The sequence below is a fragment of the Micromonospora sp. NPDC049230 genome (genome assembly GCF_040647875.1).
In the GTDB taxonomy this organism is placed as follows: Bacteria; Actinomycetota; Actinomycetes; order Mycobacteriales; family Micromonosporaceae; genus Micromonospora.
The window spans coordinates 1-14,120 of record NZ_JBEZCZ010000007.1; the positions used below are offsets into that span (position 1 = coordinate 1).

At 72.3% G+C, this 14,120-nt stretch carries 13 protein-coding genes; 7 read left to right on the forward strand and 6 right to left on the reverse strand.

Features of this window, described 5'->3' with window-relative positions:
• Positions 1–99: 99 nt before the first annotated feature.
• The 3 genes from AB0A95_RS08445 to AB0A95_RS08455 form a co-directional block, all read right to left on the reverse strand.
• Positions 100–1,206: a hypothetical protein gene (locus AB0A95_RS08445; protein ID WP_357554966.1), complete on the reverse strand. Its 1,107-nt coding sequence runs from the start codon at positions 1,204–1,206 to the stop codon at positions 100–102.
• 81 nt (positions 1,207–1,287) lie between these two features.
• Entirely contained in the window at positions 1,288–1,554 is a 267-nt protein-coding gene (locus tag AB0A95_RS08450; protein ID WP_357554967.1) for a DUF6457 domain-containing protein, read from the reverse strand.
• Positions 1,551–2,288, reverse strand: coding sequence for an NTP transferase domain-containing protein (locus AB0A95_RS08455; RefSeq protein ID WP_357555174.1), 738 nt, complete (start codon positions 2,286–2,288; stop codon positions 1,551–1,553). The genes AB0A95_RS08450 and AB0A95_RS08455 overlap by 4 nt, the downstream gene beginning before the upstream one ends.
• An 89-nt stretch (positions 2,289–2,377) precedes the next feature.
• Here AB0A95_RS08455 and fdhD point away from each other — a divergent pair, with 89 nt between their 5' ends.
• Positions 2,378–3,244 carry a formate dehydrogenase accessory sulfurtransferase FdhD gene (fdhD, locus tag AB0A95_RS08460; protein WP_357554968.1) on the forward strand — a complete coding sequence of 289 codons (867 nt, stop codon included), beginning with the start codon at positions 2,378–2,380 and terminating at the stop codon, positions 3,242–3,244.
• Between the two features lie 86 nt (positions 3,245–3,330).
• Here fdhD and AB0A95_RS08465 read toward each other — a convergent pair whose 3' ends face one another.
• Together AB0A95_RS08465 and AB0A95_RS08470 are read right to left on the reverse strand one after the other, a co-directional pair.
• Entirely contained in the window at positions 3,331–4,110 is a 780-nt protein-coding gene (locus AB0A95_RS08465; protein ID WP_357554969.1) for a GAP family protein, read from the reverse strand.
• A gap of 492 nt (positions 4,111–4,602) precedes the next feature.
• Complete coding sequence (locus tag AB0A95_RS08470) at positions 4,603–4,893, reverse strand: hypothetical protein (RefSeq protein WP_357554970.1); 291 nt, start codon at positions 4,891–4,893, stop codon at positions 4,603–4,605.
• Between the two features lie 514 nt (positions 4,894–5,407).
• Here AB0A95_RS08470 and AB0A95_RS08475 point away from each other — a divergent pair.
• Positions 5,408–5,962: an XRE family transcriptional regulator gene (locus tag AB0A95_RS08475; protein WP_357554971.1), complete on the forward strand. Its 555-nt coding sequence runs from the start codon at positions 5,408–5,410 to the stop codon at positions 5,960–5,962.
• Positions 5,963–6,140: 178 nt separating this feature from the next.
• On the opposite strand, the gene AB0A95_RS08480 is transcribed toward AB0A95_RS08475, so the two are convergent.
• Positions 6,141–7,178: a DUF4192 domain-containing protein gene (locus AB0A95_RS08480; RefSeq protein ID WP_357554972.1), complete on the reverse strand. Its 1,038-nt coding sequence runs from the start codon at positions 7,176–7,178 to the stop codon at positions 6,141–6,143.
• A gap of 173 nt (positions 7,179–7,351) precedes the next feature.
• Between AB0A95_RS08480 and AB0A95_RS08485 the strand changes: the two genes are divergently transcribed.
• The 5 genes from AB0A95_RS08485 (at position 7,352) to AB0A95_RS08505 (ending at position 14,105) form a co-directional block, all read left to right on the forward strand.
• On the forward strand, positions 7,352–8,266 hold the full coding sequence (locus tag AB0A95_RS08485; protein WP_357554973.1) for a fructosamine kinase family protein: 915 nt from the start codon (positions 7,352–7,354) through the stop codon (positions 8,264–8,266).
• A complete protein-coding gene (gene moaA, locus AB0A95_RS08490; RefSeq protein ID WP_357554974.1) occupies positions 8,263–9,276 on the forward strand; it encodes a GTP 3',8-cyclase MoaA in 1,014 nt (337 codons plus the stop codon). Before AB0A95_RS08485 ends, moaA begins: the two co-directional genes overlap by 4 nt.
• A gap of 3 nt (positions 9,277–9,279) precedes the next feature.
• Positions 9,280–9,534, forward strand: a complete 255-nt coding sequence (locus AB0A95_RS08495; RefSeq protein ID WP_357554975.1) for a MoaD/ThiS family protein — start codon at positions 9,280–9,282, stop codon at positions 9,532–9,534.
• A 10-nt stretch (positions 9,535–9,544) separates the two neighbouring features.
• Complete coding sequence (locus AB0A95_RS08500; protein ID WP_357554976.1) at positions 9,545–10,852, forward strand: metallophosphoesterase; 1,308 nt, start codon at positions 9,545–9,547, stop codon at positions 10,850–10,852.
• A gap of 61 nt (positions 10,853–10,913) precedes the next feature.
• Complete coding sequence (locus AB0A95_RS08505; RefSeq protein ID WP_357554977.1) at positions 10,914–14,105, forward strand: UvrD-helicase domain-containing protein; 3,192 nt, start codon at positions 10,914–10,916, stop codon at positions 14,103–14,105.
• The last annotated feature ends 15 nt before the right edge of the window (positions 14,106–14,120 follow it).

Below are 14,120 nucleotides of genomic sequence, written 5' to 3' on the forward strand. Positions count from 1 at the left end.
GTTTCGTCCGGATACCGGTGTTGTATCCGGACGAAACCGCAACGCCGCCGGTCGTCGTCCGGGCCCGCCGCAGGCCGGCCAGGTCTTATGAAACAGGCCTTACAGATACATGCCGGTGCGGTGCTCCGAGTCGTCGCGCCGAACCGGCTTGTCGCCCTCGCCGAAGAACCGCTTGCCGCCGAACTCGCCGTGCAGACGGTCGTCCAGCTCGTCGGCGAGCCCGGTCATCACCTGCACCGCAAGCATCAGGTGGGTGGCCTGGAAGTTGCGACCGAAGACGGGGATGGACGCCCAGACCGTGTCGTCGGCGCAGTAGAGGCGGCCGATCGGCATCCGGTTGGTCAACTCGGAGAGCTTGACGTAGAGCCGCTCGGTCGGCTCGACCTCGGTAAGCACCGGGGAGAACACGTCCACCAGCGGCGGATTGTCTCGCACCCGGACGAACACCATCGCCGAGCCGGCCCGGATGTTGATGTCGCCGTCCGAGTCGACCTGCAACCGGTCGGTGTCCGACTTGAGCATCGTGGAGACCACGGTCCGGACCCGATCAGGCAGGTCGAGCACGTCGTTCCGCTCGGCCTGCGCGGAGGCCGCCTCGGCCAGTGCCTCCTCCAGGTCGGCCTCGACGTCGGCGTCCGGGCCGAACTCGCTGCGAGCCGTGCCCAGCGGGTCGGCGGTCAGCGGCTCACCCTCGACGTCCTGCACCAGGTAGACGAGGAACGCCGGGTGCGGGGCACCGTAGACGTCCCGCAGCGTCCGGGAGAGCAGCGCGGCGATCCGGGTGGACTCGCTCGTCGTGCCGTCCAGTCCGAAGAAACCGCCGGATCCGGCGACCACCCCGGGTGGCGACCAGCCGAGCGCGACCATGTCCGCCACCGCGCCGCGGTCCAACCGGTAGCCCGCCGGCAGCGTGGCGTTGCCGACCGCCCGCGCGGACAACGCGCCACCGTCGTGCACGTCCACACTCACCGAGTAGACGGCGTCCCCGGTGCCGGAGGCGGTCGGGTCCAGGGTCACCTCCAGGTGCGCGCCGACGGGCAGCTCCCGCAGCCGCACGGCGAGCGCACGGGCGAACTCCTGCCACGCCTCGGTCACCTTCGCCCGCAGGTCGGTCGTGCTGGGTTCGTCGAGCAGGATCGATTCCGCCGGCTCAGCCGTAGCGCCGGGCAGGTCACCGATCGGCGCCGAGGGGTGGTCAGCCGTCATGATCGCCTCCGTCCGTCACGATCACCCTACCCACGCCGCCCGGCGGCCCAACCAGCCCCGACCGGGATCGGACAACGGCGGTCAGGGGGCCGTCGGGTCCGCGGGGTCCGCGCCCAGCTCGACGGGCCAGGCACCGGCCAGAGCGCTGAGCCGGGCCGCGGCGTCCGCCGGGTCGGCACCCCGGCCGACCGCCAGCCCCAGCAGGTACGCGGTGACCGGCGCACCCGGCCGCAGCACCTGGTGGGCGACGTCGCGGGCCAGATCCAGCACCGCCGGGACGGGCACCCCGGTCGGGTCCAGATCCAGCTCGGTGCACGCCGCCGTGACCCAGTCGTCCATCACCGTCATCGCGCCCACTCCTCCGCCCGGCGTACGTCCTCGTCAGTGTCGCAGTCGAACCAGGGCGGCGGGCCCTCGCCGGACCACGGCACCTCCCGCACGACGAGGCCGGCCAGCAACGCCCGGACGGGGGCACCGGACAGGGTGCCGCCCCGCTCGACAGTCAACCGGTCCAACGCGGCCCGCAGCGCCGCGACCCGCCAGACACCGCAGAGCGACTGCCGCCGTCCGTCCCCGTCGACGAAGCACGCCCCGTCGGGTCGCGGCCCGCTCCCGACCAGGCCGCTGCCGACCGCCGGAGCGGAGTCGGGCCTCGCCGAGGCGGGATGGCGGGGGCTCTCCTCGGCGAGGTGGGCCAGCAGGTCGCCGATCGCGGCGCGGGTGAGCAGCGGCAGGTCGGCGGCGAGCAACGCGACCAGGACGATGTCGGTCTCCAGCAATGCCAGCCCGGCAGCGGCGGCGGCGACCGGGCCTCCGCCCGGCGGATCCTCCCGGACGACCCGCACACCGGCCGGCACGGAGTCGGCCACACCGACCAGCACGCGCGGCGTCGCGTCGGTGACGGCAGCCAGCACCCGGTCACGCATCGGCCGGCCACCGACCCGAAGCGCGGGCTTGTCCACCCCACCCATCCGTCGGGCGGCCCCACCCGCGAGCACCACTGCGGCGTACGTCCCCACCCGGTCACGGTAGCCGTGCCAACGCGCGAACGGGCCAACCCGACCCGTCGCCCCGGTGATCATGAAGTTATCGCTCGACACGCCGACGACACGCGCGGCCATCCTCATGATCAACGCGCGGGGTTGGGGTGGGTGGGGTGGAGGATGGCGGGATGGGACGGGCAACTGATCGGCGCGGCGTACTGCGGATCGACCTGGACGCTGCGAGCGCCGGTCGCGGGGCCATCCGTCGGCCGGACACGCTGGCGGTGGAGGAGCCGCTGGAGATCCGGGTCGGCGCCGCTGGCCCCGGCCGGCGGCAGCCCCTCGCCGTGACGATGCGTACCCCCGGCGAGGACCTGGATCTGGCCATCGGGTTCCTCCTGACCGAAGGGCTGATCCGGTCGACAGACGACGTGTTGACCGCGCAGCTCTGCGCGGGGGCGGAGACGCCGAACACGTACAACGTGGTGGACGTGGTGCTCGCCCCCGGTGTGCCGGAGCCGACCACCGACCCGTCCCGGAACTTCTACACGACCAGTTCCTGCGGAGTCTGCGGCAAGGCCAGCATCGACGCGATCCGCACCCGGTCACAGTTCCCGGTCTCCGCCGATCCGCTCAGCGTGCCGGCCACGCTCCTCGCCGAACTGCCCGACCGACTTCGCGCCGCCCAGCGTGGCTTCGACCGGACCGGTGGGCTGCACGCGGCAGGCCTGTTCACCCCCGGCGGCGAGCTTGTGGTGCTGCGGGAGGACGTGGGCCGACACAACGCGGTGGACAAGGTGATCGGCTGGGCCGTGCGGGAACGTCGACTGCCACTGGCCGGGCACCTGCTGCTGGTCTCCGGCCGGGCCAGCTTCGAACTGACCCAGAAGGCATGGATGGCCGGGTTGCCGCTGTTGGCTGCGGTGTCCGCCCCGAGCACGCTCGCCGCCGAACTGGCCGACGAGGCCGGGATGACGCTCGTCGGTTTCCTGCGCGGCCGGACCATGAACGTCTACACCGGCCCACACCGCATCACGCTGGAGCAGCCAGCCTGACGACGCCCCACCCGCGTCGATTTTGCACTTTCTGTCCGCCCATAACGGCGACCGAAACTGCGAGATCGACGTTCTGGGTGGTTAGCTCACTTACCGATCCGGTCGATCAGGTCGAACAGGGCCAGCCGCGCGGCGGCGTCGCGGGCGATCAGGAAGCCGGCAATGCCGAGGATCCAACCCAACGCACCGCCCGCCTTCGCGACGATCCACGCGTTGAGACGGGCCAGCACCGGCTCGACAAGCGCCGGGCGAGCCACCCTGGCACCCAGCAACACCACCGCCGGCAGCACCATGACCAGGCAATATCCGGCGAGCAACGCCACCACGGCCACCGCACCCACCCCCGAGGTCGCCAACAGACCCACCGCACCGAGGTACGGGAGCATCGTCGCCACCTCGGCGAGCGCGGCCAACAACGCCAGCCCGACCAGCCAGCGGGCCGAGGAGTCGCCGGCGGTGGCCCGGTCCCGCCACCGCAGCACACCACCGGTACGGGGCCGCCGTTTCCCGTCGTAGCGGAAGCTGAGCGCCAGCATCGCGACGCCCAGCACGAGTTGCGCCCAGAGGACAGCCCGGTTGTCCAGGGCACCGCCCAGCGCGTCGCCCAACCTGCTGCCGCCCCACACCAGCAGCAGCCCCACCGCGAGATAGAACGCCGCGATGGTGGCGAGGTAGCCCAGGATCCGCCGGGCATTGACCGGTCCGGGGGCGAGCAGCAGCCAGACCGGGATGAAGAGGGTGCCGATGCTGGTGCTGTCCACCAACGCCAGCCCGGTCAGCGAGAGCAGCAGTTCGGGGGTCACTCGATCATTGTCGGCCAGCACACGCCCCGCCGAGTCGGCCGCGATCAGGAGAAACGCGTACATCCTTCGACGGAGGGGCGTGCGTGGACCCGCCCGAGGGCGATCGCCCTCGGGGGACGAGGGATCAGCGGCGCGGCAGGCTGTCGCAGGCTCGCCCCGTCACGCACTCGCCCATGATCGGCTCGGGTTTGGTGAAACCGGGGTGTCCCGGTGGCGGGGACGCCCCGACTTTCCGAAAAGCCGAGTCGATCATCGATCAATCGACAGACCGCCGGCTGTGCGGCGACGATCTCGGCGGCACCGCGGCGTCTCTCCGGGCGCGGTCGAGCACCCATCCAAGGAACCGTTCGGCGTACACCGCAGGCTTGGGATCTAGACCCAGCTTGAACGCATCAGTCAGCGCCTCCACGGCGAGCGTGTGCAGCAGCAGCGCGAGGCCGTCAAAGTCACGTTCCCACCGGCGCAGCAGCGCCAGCCGCGCGGGAGAGCACGGCCAGTGGGCGCCGCATGTCGTACAGCGCCAGTGCGGGTGACCGGGGTGGTGCGGCCGCGGGCTCATCCGACGCGCAGTGGGGTGCGGACGACGGGCCGGCGGGCGATCGGCCTCGTTGGCGCGGGGTTCGGGGGCTCGCTCACGACGCGCACGCCCTCGCGCCGGACGTACAGTTCGCGTCTCGCCCGCGCGTCGCCCGTCGGACTCAACTCGTAGCCGTCGGCCCAGACCCACCCGTCGTACGTGATCCAATCCAACTCGCGAATGATCCGCACACGAATCGGGCGCATGAATTGGACGCTTGCGGCGGTGGTCAGCTCGACGATTTGACCCGCCCGCATCTGCCCGGTCATCGCGGCACCCAACGGCAGTCAGGGACGCGGTTGGCGCGTAAGTCTGGGCGCGGTGGGACCGGGCCAATGGTTCCCGGGGGCCATGGGGTTGGCGGGCGCCGGACCGGTGTCGGTACGGGCTTCGGAGCGGGTCGATCCTCGGGCATGCCTATTCCTCCCATTGATTAGGAGGGGCCGCCCCTGAGTGCTCGCCCACGGGGCGGCCCCGGGCTGACACCGCCGCCGGGCTGCGCCTCCACCAGCGGTGCCGCTTACCCGACACGGTTTCAGCGGGTGCAGGACGCCTGTACCGTCCGTATGCGACCGCCGAGGGACGTCTAGGAAAGCTCCCCTTGCGATGACGCGAAACGACGTCCTTGGACACGCCCTGAAATCGGCGTGTCTGACCGTTGCTGACCTCGCCGCGAAGTGCGAAGTGGACGCCAAAACGGTTGAGCGGTGGATTAGCAGAGGACGCGTACCTCACCCCCGCTCCCGGATGCGGGCTGCCGGGGTGCTGGGTGAGGATGTAGAGGTGCTATGGCCCGAAGTCGTTCGCCGCGCTATCAAGGTTGGCTCAGACCGTGAACTGGTCGGCGTGTACGCACGCCGCTCCGACCTTCCGAGTTCGCTATTCCGGGAGTTGATCAACAAAGCGGGTACGCGGTTGTGGTTCGGCGGATACACGAGCTATTTCGTGTGGCTTGAGGTGCCTAACGCCGCCGCCGCCCTCGGCGCGAAGGCTCAGGGCGGAGCCGATGTGCGCTTCCTCCTGGGTGACCCGCGAAGCGATGTAACCACGGCGCGGGAGCGTATCGAGGCGACTCCCCTCACGCTCGCGACCCGAATTGCAATGACACAGGCGGAGATCGCCAAGTCTCCGGAACCTCTTGCGGTCCGGCTGTCAGAACGACACGTTGCCATGTCTGTCTGGATCTTCGATGACGAGGCGATCGTGGCAACACACATCGGCGCGGGGCTCGGGCAGGACTCAGTGACGATGCACCTCCGACGCAGGGAGGCCGGCGGCCCGTTCGATCGTTACGTGGAGCACTTCGAGTCCCTGTGGGATGCCGCAGGGGCGGCGTAGCTGCGCTTGGGGCCAGCCCGGTCGCGCCCTGGCCGTGATCGACTCGGGTTTGCTGATACCGGGGTGTCCCGGTGGCGGGGATGCCGCGACTTTCCGAAAAGCCGAGTCGATCAAATCCCGACGTGCCGGGCCGGGCGACCCCCGACCTGCCAGGCCGGGCGACCTCGGAACCCGCTGGTCAGCGGCGGCGACGCCGCCTTCGCTTGCGGGGGCGGATCACGCCGGGCATGTCCTCCGACGGCCAACCGTCCAGCTCGGATGGGGGCACACCGCGGCGGAGCATGTCGTCCAACAGCACGGCGAGCGAGTAGTTGGGGTGCAGGCTCAGCGTGCGTTCCAGTGCCACCGCCGCCAACGCCCCCTGGCCCGCGCGCCAGGCCGCGAACGCCAGCAACGCACCTGGCGCGGCGACCAACTCCGGCTCGGCCCGGCGCAGCACGTCGGTCCAGAGGGCGATGTCCCGGTCCCGGCCGTCGGTGCGTTCCCAGGCGAGATCGCGGACCGGCAGATGGGTCATCAGCAGGCCCAACCAGGCCACCTCGTCGTCGTCGAGCCGCTCACCGCGACGCTGCCGACGTTGGGCCTCACGGAGCGCCGCGAACCCGGCGGAGCGCACCGCCCGAGCACCGAGGAGGTCAGCCTGCTCAAGCAGCTCCGTCAGGCGCAGCCGGGCGCGGGCGGTGGCCGCCCGCGCCGCGTCCCGGGCCGGCCCGTCCACCGGTGCCACCTGCGCCACCAGGGCGGCCCGGTCGGGGAGCGCGACCTGGCCGGCGAAGACCGCCGCGGCGGTCACCGGGTTGGCGACCGGGTCGTAGCGCCGACCCTCGGGTGGGCAGCAGTCGGGCTCGGTGCAGAGGTAGGACCACCACCGGTCTCCGGTCACCCGCAGCGCGTCGAGCACCTCCGTCCCGCTGGCGCTCAGTGCGGCGCGCACCGCGTCGACGGCCGGCGTCACCCGATCGGGTGGCCCGTAACCGACCACCGTGGCGGCCTCCGCACCCTGCCTGCGGATCACTCCGGCCAGGTGCCGCGACCGCTCGACCAGGTCGGTCGACGGGTCGGGCAGGTCCGCGCGGGCGGCGAAGATGATCTGCCGGCCGACCAACGCCACAGCGACCACGCTGTCGGCGGGGTGGAAGCCGAGCAGGTACGGTACGGCGGCGATCAGGTCGGCGGGCGAGCGGACGGCGAGCTGGGGGCGTTCGGTCGAGGCCATGTCGGAAGCCTGCGGCGGGCCGGACCCGCCCAACAGACCCTGTGGACGACACGCTGCTTATCCACAACTACCGAACGTGTTATTCCTGCTCATCGCGCACCCACGGGTGCCGAAAGAGGGCCGATGTCCTCGGGCGACACCGTGGCGTCACAGGAAGCGGCTACCGTGCGCTGATGGACCTGGCGTACCTGCGCGCGCACCCGGCACACCTGCCGACCTTCCGGACGCATCAGCGGATCCGGGAGACGCCGGTCGCCGGTGGGCACATCTGTGCCGCCGCCCGGCTCACCCTTGACGACGGCCACTCGGTCTTCGCCAAGTCCTGGCCCGAGGGGGCGGGCCGACCGGCCCCGGAGGGTTTCTTCGCCGCCGAGGCGGCCGGGTTGCGCTGGCTGCGGGAGGCCGGGGCAATCTCCGTACCCGAGGTGATCGTGGCGTTGCCGGGCCTGCTGGCGCTCGACTGGGTCGAGCCCGGCGAGCCGACGCCGCAGGCCGCGGCGCGTTTCGGCCGGGAGTTGGCCGACCTGCACCGGGCGGGCTCAGCGACCTTCGGGGCGACCTGGCCGGGGTTCATCGGGTCGCTCCCCCAGGACAACACCCCCACCGACGGGCCCTGGTCGGCGTGGTTCGCCGAGCGACGCCTCGTCCCCTACCTGCGGCGCTCGGTCGACGGTGGCGCCCTGACCAGCGCCGACGTCCGACTGGTCGAGCAGGTGATCGGTCGGCTCGGTGAGTTCGGCGGTGACGAGCCGCCGGCACGCCTCCACGGCGACCTGTGGCCGGGCAACGTGTTGTGGGGCGCCGACGACCGGGCCTGGCTGATCGACCCGGCCGCGCACGGCGGGCACCGGGAGACGGATCTGGCCCAGCTCGCGCTCTTCGGCGGCATCCCCCACCTGGGTCGGGTGCTGGCCGCCTATCGGGAGAGTTGGCCGCTGTCGGACGGCTGGCGCGATCGGGTGCCGCTGCATCAACTGCATCTGCTGCTCGTGCACACCGCGCTCTTCGGCGGCGGTTACCGGGACGCGGTCCTCCAGGCCGCCCGCGCCGTCCCGGCCCGGATCGAACGCGCTACGGTCGACAGGTGAGCGTCACCCCGGGGACCGATGGCGTCCTCGTCGACCGGTACGGCCGCGTCGCCCGTGACCTGCGGGTGTCTCTCACCGACAAGTGCAACCTGCGCTGCACCTACTGCATGCCGGCGGAGGGGTTGCCCTGGCTGGCCGGCCCCGACCTGCTGACCGACGAGGAGATCGTCCGGCTGGTCCGGGTGGCCGTCGAGCGGCTCGGTGTGACCGAGGTGCGGTTCACCGGCGGTGAGCCGCTGATCCGCCCCGGGCTGGTCGGCATCGTGACCGCGGTCGCCGCGTTGCGGCCCCGACCCCGGGTCTCGCTGACCACCAACGGCATCGGGCTGGACCGGCTGGCCCCGGCGTTGCGTACGGCCGGCCTGGACCGGGTGAACGTCTCACTCGACACTCTGGACCCGGGCCGGTTCACCCGACTCACCCGCCGCCCCCGCCTCGACGCGGTGCTGGCCGGGCTCGCCGGGGCGGCCGCCGCCGGGCTCAGCCCCGTGAAGATCAATTCTGTGCTGATGCGCGGTGTCAACGAGGACGAGGCGCCGGCCCTGCTCCGCTTCGCCATCGAGCACGACTACCAACTGCGGATCATCGAGCAGATGCCGTTGGACGCCCAGCACGGCTGGGACCGCGACACCATGGTCACCGCCGAGGAGATCCTGACCTCCCTACGTACCGTCTTCGAGCTGAGCCCCGACCCCACCGAGCGCGGCGCGGCACCGGCGGAGACCTGGCTGGTCGACGGAGGTCCCGCCCGGGTCGGCGTGATCGCCAGCGTCACCCGACCGTTCTGCGGAGACTGCGACCGCACCCGGCTCACGGCGGACGGCCAGGTCCGCGCCTGCCTCTTCGCCACCGAGGAGTCCGACCTGCGTGCTGCGCTGCGCACCGGCGCGGACGACGACGAGTTGGCCCGACGCTGGCGCACCGCGATGTGGGGCAAGCGCGCCGGGCACGGCATCGACGACCCGACCTTCCTCCAGCCGACCCGGCCGATGTCCGCGATCGGGGGTTGAGCCGTGGCCCCGACACCACTGACCGTCCGCTACTTCGCGGGTGCCCGCGCCGCTGCCGGGCACGCCGAGGAGGTGCTGCCCGCCGGCCGCTCGCTGGACGACCTCACCGCCGAGCTGGTGCGGCGACACGGCGCTCGACTCGCCGCCGTGCTGCGAGTGGCGAGTTTCCTGGTGGACGGCGTCACCTGCCATGATCGTGAAGCACCCCTGCCGGCCGGGGCCACGATCGACGTTCTGCCCCCGTTCGCGGGCGGCTGAGGAGGCGCACATGTTGGCGGTTCTGGGGTTCGTGGCCGTCCTGGCGCTGACCACCGGCCTCATCCACCTCTACCTGTGGAAGCGGCTCGTGCGGGACACCACAGGTCCGGGCCGCTGGCGGCGGATCGGCGGGATCGCCGCCCTGGTGCTGGCGCTGCTCGTGCCGGCCACCCTCATCGGGACGCAGGCCGGGCTCTACTGGCTCGCCTGGCCGGGCTACCTGTGGCTGGCCGTGATGTTCTACCTGCTCGTCGTGCTCGTCGTGCTCGAAGTGCCGATGCTCGTCACCCGGTTGGTGCTGCGCCGTCGGCTCGCCGCCGCCGAGCCGACCACCGCCGCGCCCGAGCCGGTGCTCGTCGCCACCGCCGAGCCGACCACCGCCGCGCCGACCACCGCCGCGCCCGAGCCGGTGCTGGTGGGCGCGGCCGGGCCGCCCGAGCCGCCGGCCACCGGCGCCGTCACGGCCGCGGACCACGACCCGGGCCGCCGGCTGCTGCTGGCCCGTGGGGCGGCCATCTTCGCCGGCCTCACCGCAACCGGCATCACCGGGTACGGCGTTCGCACCGCCCTCGGCCCACCACGGCTCGACCGGGTGCAGATCCCCCTCGCCAAGCTCCCCCGCGGCATGGACGGCCTGCGCATCGCGACCGTCTCGGACATCCACCTCGGCCCGCTGCGCGGCCGGGCGCACACCGAGCGGATCGTCGCCGCGATCAACCGGCTCGACGCCGACCTGGTCGCGGTGGTCGGAGACCTGGTCGACGGCTCGGTCGCCGAGCTCGGCCCGGCCGCCGCGCCCCTTCGTGACCTGCGCTCCCGCTACGGCAACTTCTTCGTCACCGGCAACCACGAGTACTACTCCGGCGTGGAGGAGTGGGTCCAGGAGGTCGACCGGCTCGGCCTGCGGGTGCTGCAAAACCAGCGGCAGGAGATCCGGGCCCGGGGCGGCGTGCTCGACCTGGCCGGCGTGAACGACCTGGACGCCACGGGGACCACCGGCCTCGCCGCCGGGCCCGACTTCGCCGCCGCCCTCGGCGACCGCGACCAGAGCCGTCCGGTGGTGCTGCTCGCCCATCAGCCGCTGGCGGCGGTCGAGGCTGCCCAGTACGGCGTCGACCTGCAACTGTCCGGGCACACCCACGGTGGCCAGGTGGTGCCGTTCAACCTGGTCGTCCGGCTGGCGCAGCCGGTGGTCAGCGGCCTCGGCGAGGTCGACGGCACCAAGGTCTACGTGACGAACGGCGCCGGCTTCTGGGGGCCGCCGGTCCGGGTCGGCGCGGAGCCGCAGATCAGTCTTGTGGAGTTGCGCTCGGCATAGCGGACGTCACGTCCGCGCGTGGCGGCAGGCGGCCGGCGCGGCGGCCGTGACAGGATGCGGCGTGCCCCCGTTCAGTGCCGTACCCTCCGGTGGCCTCTCGCCATTCGTCGCGGACCTGCACATCCACTCGAAATACTCGCGCGCGTGCAGCCGCGACCTCACCCTGCCGACCCTCGGGTGGTGGGCGCGTCGTAAGGGCATCGGTCTGCTCGGCACCGGCGACTTCACGCACCCCGCCTGGTACGACCACCTGCGGGAGACCCTGCGCCCGGCGGAGCCGGGGCTGTACCGGCTCGACGCCGAGGCGGAACGGGACATCGCCCGCCGACTGCCGCCGCGACTCGCGTCGACGGCGGAGGCGGACCCGGTCCGGTTCATGCTGAGCGTGGAGATCTCCACGATCTACAAGCGGGACGACCGGACCCGCAAGGTGCACCACCTGATCTACCTGCCGGATCTCGACGCGGTGGCCCGGTTCAACACCGCCCTCGGCCGGATCGGCAACCTCGGCTCGGACGGCCGCCCGATCCTCGGTCTGGACTCCCGCGACCTGCTGGAGATCACCCTGGAGGCCAGCCCGGACGGTTACCTGGTGCCGGCGCACATCTGGACGCCGTGGTTCTCCGCGCTGGGCTCGAAGTCCGGCTTCGACGCGATCGCCGACTGCTACGCCGACCTTGCCGACCACATCTTCGCCGTGGAGACCGGTCTCTCCTCCGACCCCGCGATGAACTGGCGGGTCGGCAGCCTGGACGGCTATCAACTGGTCTCCAACTCGGACGCGCACTCGCCGCCGGCCCTCGGCCGGGAGGCAACGGTGCTGACCAGCGAACGGGACTACTTCGCCGTCCGGGATGCGCTGCGGACCGGTGACGGTCTGGCCGGCACCATCGAGTTCTTCCCGGAGGAGGGCAAGTACCACGCGGACGGGCACCGGCTCTGCGGGGTCAACTGGTCCCCGGAGCGGACCCGGGCCGCCGGTGGGCGCTGCCCCGAGTGCGGCAAGCCGCTCACCGTGGGCGTCCTCAGCCGGATCGAGGAGTTGGCCGACCGCCCGGCGGGGCACCGGCCGGCGCAGGCTCGGGACGTCACCCACCTCGTCCCGCTGGCCGAGATCCTCGGCGAGATCAACAAGGTGGGCGCCCGGTCGAAGAAGGTCGAGGGGCGGCTCAACGAGCTGGTCGCCGCCCTCGGCCCGGAGTTGGAAATCCTGACCACGACACCGCTGACCGACATCGCGCAGGCCGGCGGTGAACTGCTCGCCGAGGGCATCGGTCGGCTACGCCGAGGCGAGGTTCGTCGGGTGCCGGGCTACGACGGCGAGTACGGGGTGATCACGCTCTTCGATCCGGCGGAGTTGGGCGCCAACTCCGGCGCGGCACAGGAGACGCTGTTCGACGTACCGGTGCCGGCGCAGCGTCGACCCGCGGAGCCGGCGGCCCGGTCGACGGCCAAGCGCCCGGCGGCGGCGAAGGCGGAGCCGAAGCGTAAGCCGACCCCGGCTCCCGCACCGCCGATCGCGTCGCCGCCGTCCCCCCACGAGCCGTTCGAGCCGATGCTCTCCGGCATGGAGGAGGTCGGCACCGGCCTGCTGGACCGACTGGACGCGATGCAGCGGGTGGCCGCCTCCGCACCCGGTGGGCCGCTGCTGATCGTGGCCGGGCCGGGCACCGGCAAGACCAGGACGCTCACGCACCGGATCGCGTACCTCTGCGCGGAGCTGAACGTCTTTCCCGAGCACTGCCTCGCGATCACGTTCACCCGGCGGGCCGCCGAGGAGCTGCGACACCGCCTCGACGGTCTGCTCGGCCCGGTCGCCGAGGACGTCACAGTGGGCACGTTCCACGCGCTGGGCCTGACCATCCTGCGCGAGAACGCCGACGCGGCGGGTCTGCCCGCCGACTTCCGGATCGCCGACGACGCCGAGCGGGCGGCGGCCCGGTCCGAGGCCGGCGACGACGTCGCCAGCTACACGAAGCTGCTGCGCAAACAGGACCTGGTCGACCTGGACGAGCTTGTCACACTGCCGGTGGAGCTGCTCCGGGCCGACCGGAAGCTGGTCGAGCGCTACCGGGACCGCTGGCGCTGGATCTTCGTCGACGAGTACCAGGACGTCGACGAGGTGCAGTACGAGCTGCTGCGGCTGCTCAGCCCGGCGGACGGCAACCTCTGCGCGATCGGCGACCCGGACCAGGCGATCTACTCGTTCCGGGGTGCCGACGTCGGCTACTTCCTGCGCTTCTCCGAGGACTTCACGGACGCCCGGTTGGTCCGGCTCAACCGCAACTACCGCTCGTCGGCGCCGATCCTGGCCGCTGCCGTGCAGGCCATCGCACCGTCCTCGCTGGTCCGTGGCCGGCGGCTGGATCCGGCCCGACTCGACCCGGAGGCCCCGCTGGTCGGGCGCTATCCGGCAGGGTCGGTCGCCGAGGAGGCCGACTTCGTGGTGCGTACCGTCGACGACCTGGTCGGTGGTTTGTCGCACCGCTCACTGGACTCGGGCCGCATCGACGGCCGGTCCACCACGCTGTCGTTCTCCGACATCGCCGTGCTGTACCGCACCGACGCGCAGGCCGCCCCGATCGTGGACGCGCTGACCCGGGCCAACATCCCGGTGCAGAAGCGTTCCCACGACCGGCTCCGGGACCGGCCGGGGGTGGCGGCCATCGCCCGCGAGTTGCGGCACGCCGACGGGTTGGCCGGCTCGCTGGCGGCCCGGGTCCGGTTGGCCGGCCAGGTGGTCGCCGAGCGGTTCGCGGTGCCCACCCTGGACGGCACCGGCACGGTACGCCCCGAGGCCGTCCGCTCGGCCGTGGACCTGCTGACCCCGCTGGCTCGGCGCTGCGGGGACGACCTGGAGGCGTTCCTGTCGCAACTGGCCACCGGCGCGGAGGTCGACGCGCTCGACCCCCGCGCCGAGGCCGTCACGCTGCTCACCCTGCACGCCGCGAAGGGCCTGGAGTTTCCGGTGGTCTTCCTGGTCGGTGTGGAGGACGGGTTGCTGCCGCTGCGGTGGCCGGGCTCGACGCCCGACGAGGACGCGGTCGCCGAGGAGCGCCGACTCTTCTTCGTCGGGTTGACCCGCGCCCAGGACCGGCTGTACGTCAGCCACGCCGCCCGCCGCACCCGGCACGGCGCGGAACGCGACTGCACGCCGTCGCCGTTCCTGAGCGTGATCGATCCGGGCCTGTTCGAGCGGTTCGGCGAGACCGAGCCGCGCCGCCCGAAGGACCGCCAGCTCCGGTTGATCTGACCGGCCGCCGGCCCG

Bases quoted from the DNA above. Each gene is read 5' to 3' on its own strand.
- fdhD (WP_357554968.1), top strand. From the start codon at position 2,378: ATGGGACGGGCAACTGATCGGCGCGGCGTACTGCGGATCGACCTGGAC.
- AB0A95_RS08450 (WP_357554967.1), bottom strand. From the start codon at position 1,554: ATGACGGTGATGGACGACTGGGTCACGGCGGCGTGCACCGAGCTGGAT.
- AB0A95_RS08445 (WP_357554966.1), bottom strand. From the start codon at position 1,206: ATGACGGCTGACCACCCCTCGGCGCCGATCGGTGACCTGCCCGGCGCT.
- AB0A95_RS08465 (WP_357554969.1), bottom strand. From the start codon at position 4,110: ATGTACGCGTTTCTCCTGATCGCGGCCGACTCGGCGGGGCGTGTGCTG.
- AB0A95_RS08480 (WP_357554972.1), bottom strand. From the start codon at position 7,178: ATGGCCTCGACCGAACGCCCCCAGCTCGCCGTCCGCTCGCCCGCCGAC.
- AB0A95_RS08455 (WP_357555174.1), bottom strand. From the start codon at position 2,288: ATGATCACCGGGGCGACGGGTCGGGTTGGCCCGTTCGCGCGTTGGCAC.
- AB0A95_RS08470 (WP_357554970.1), bottom strand. From the start codon at position 4,893: ATGACCGGGCAGATGCGGGCGGGTCAAATCGTCGAGCTGACCACCGCC.
- AB0A95_RS08485 (WP_357554973.1), top strand. From the start codon at position 7,352: ATGGACCTGGCGTACCTGCGCGCGCACCCGGCACACCTGCCGACCTTC.
- AB0A95_RS08500 (WP_357554976.1), top strand. From the start codon at position 9,545: ATGTTGGCGGTTCTGGGGTTCGTGGCCGTCCTGGCGCTGACCACCGGC.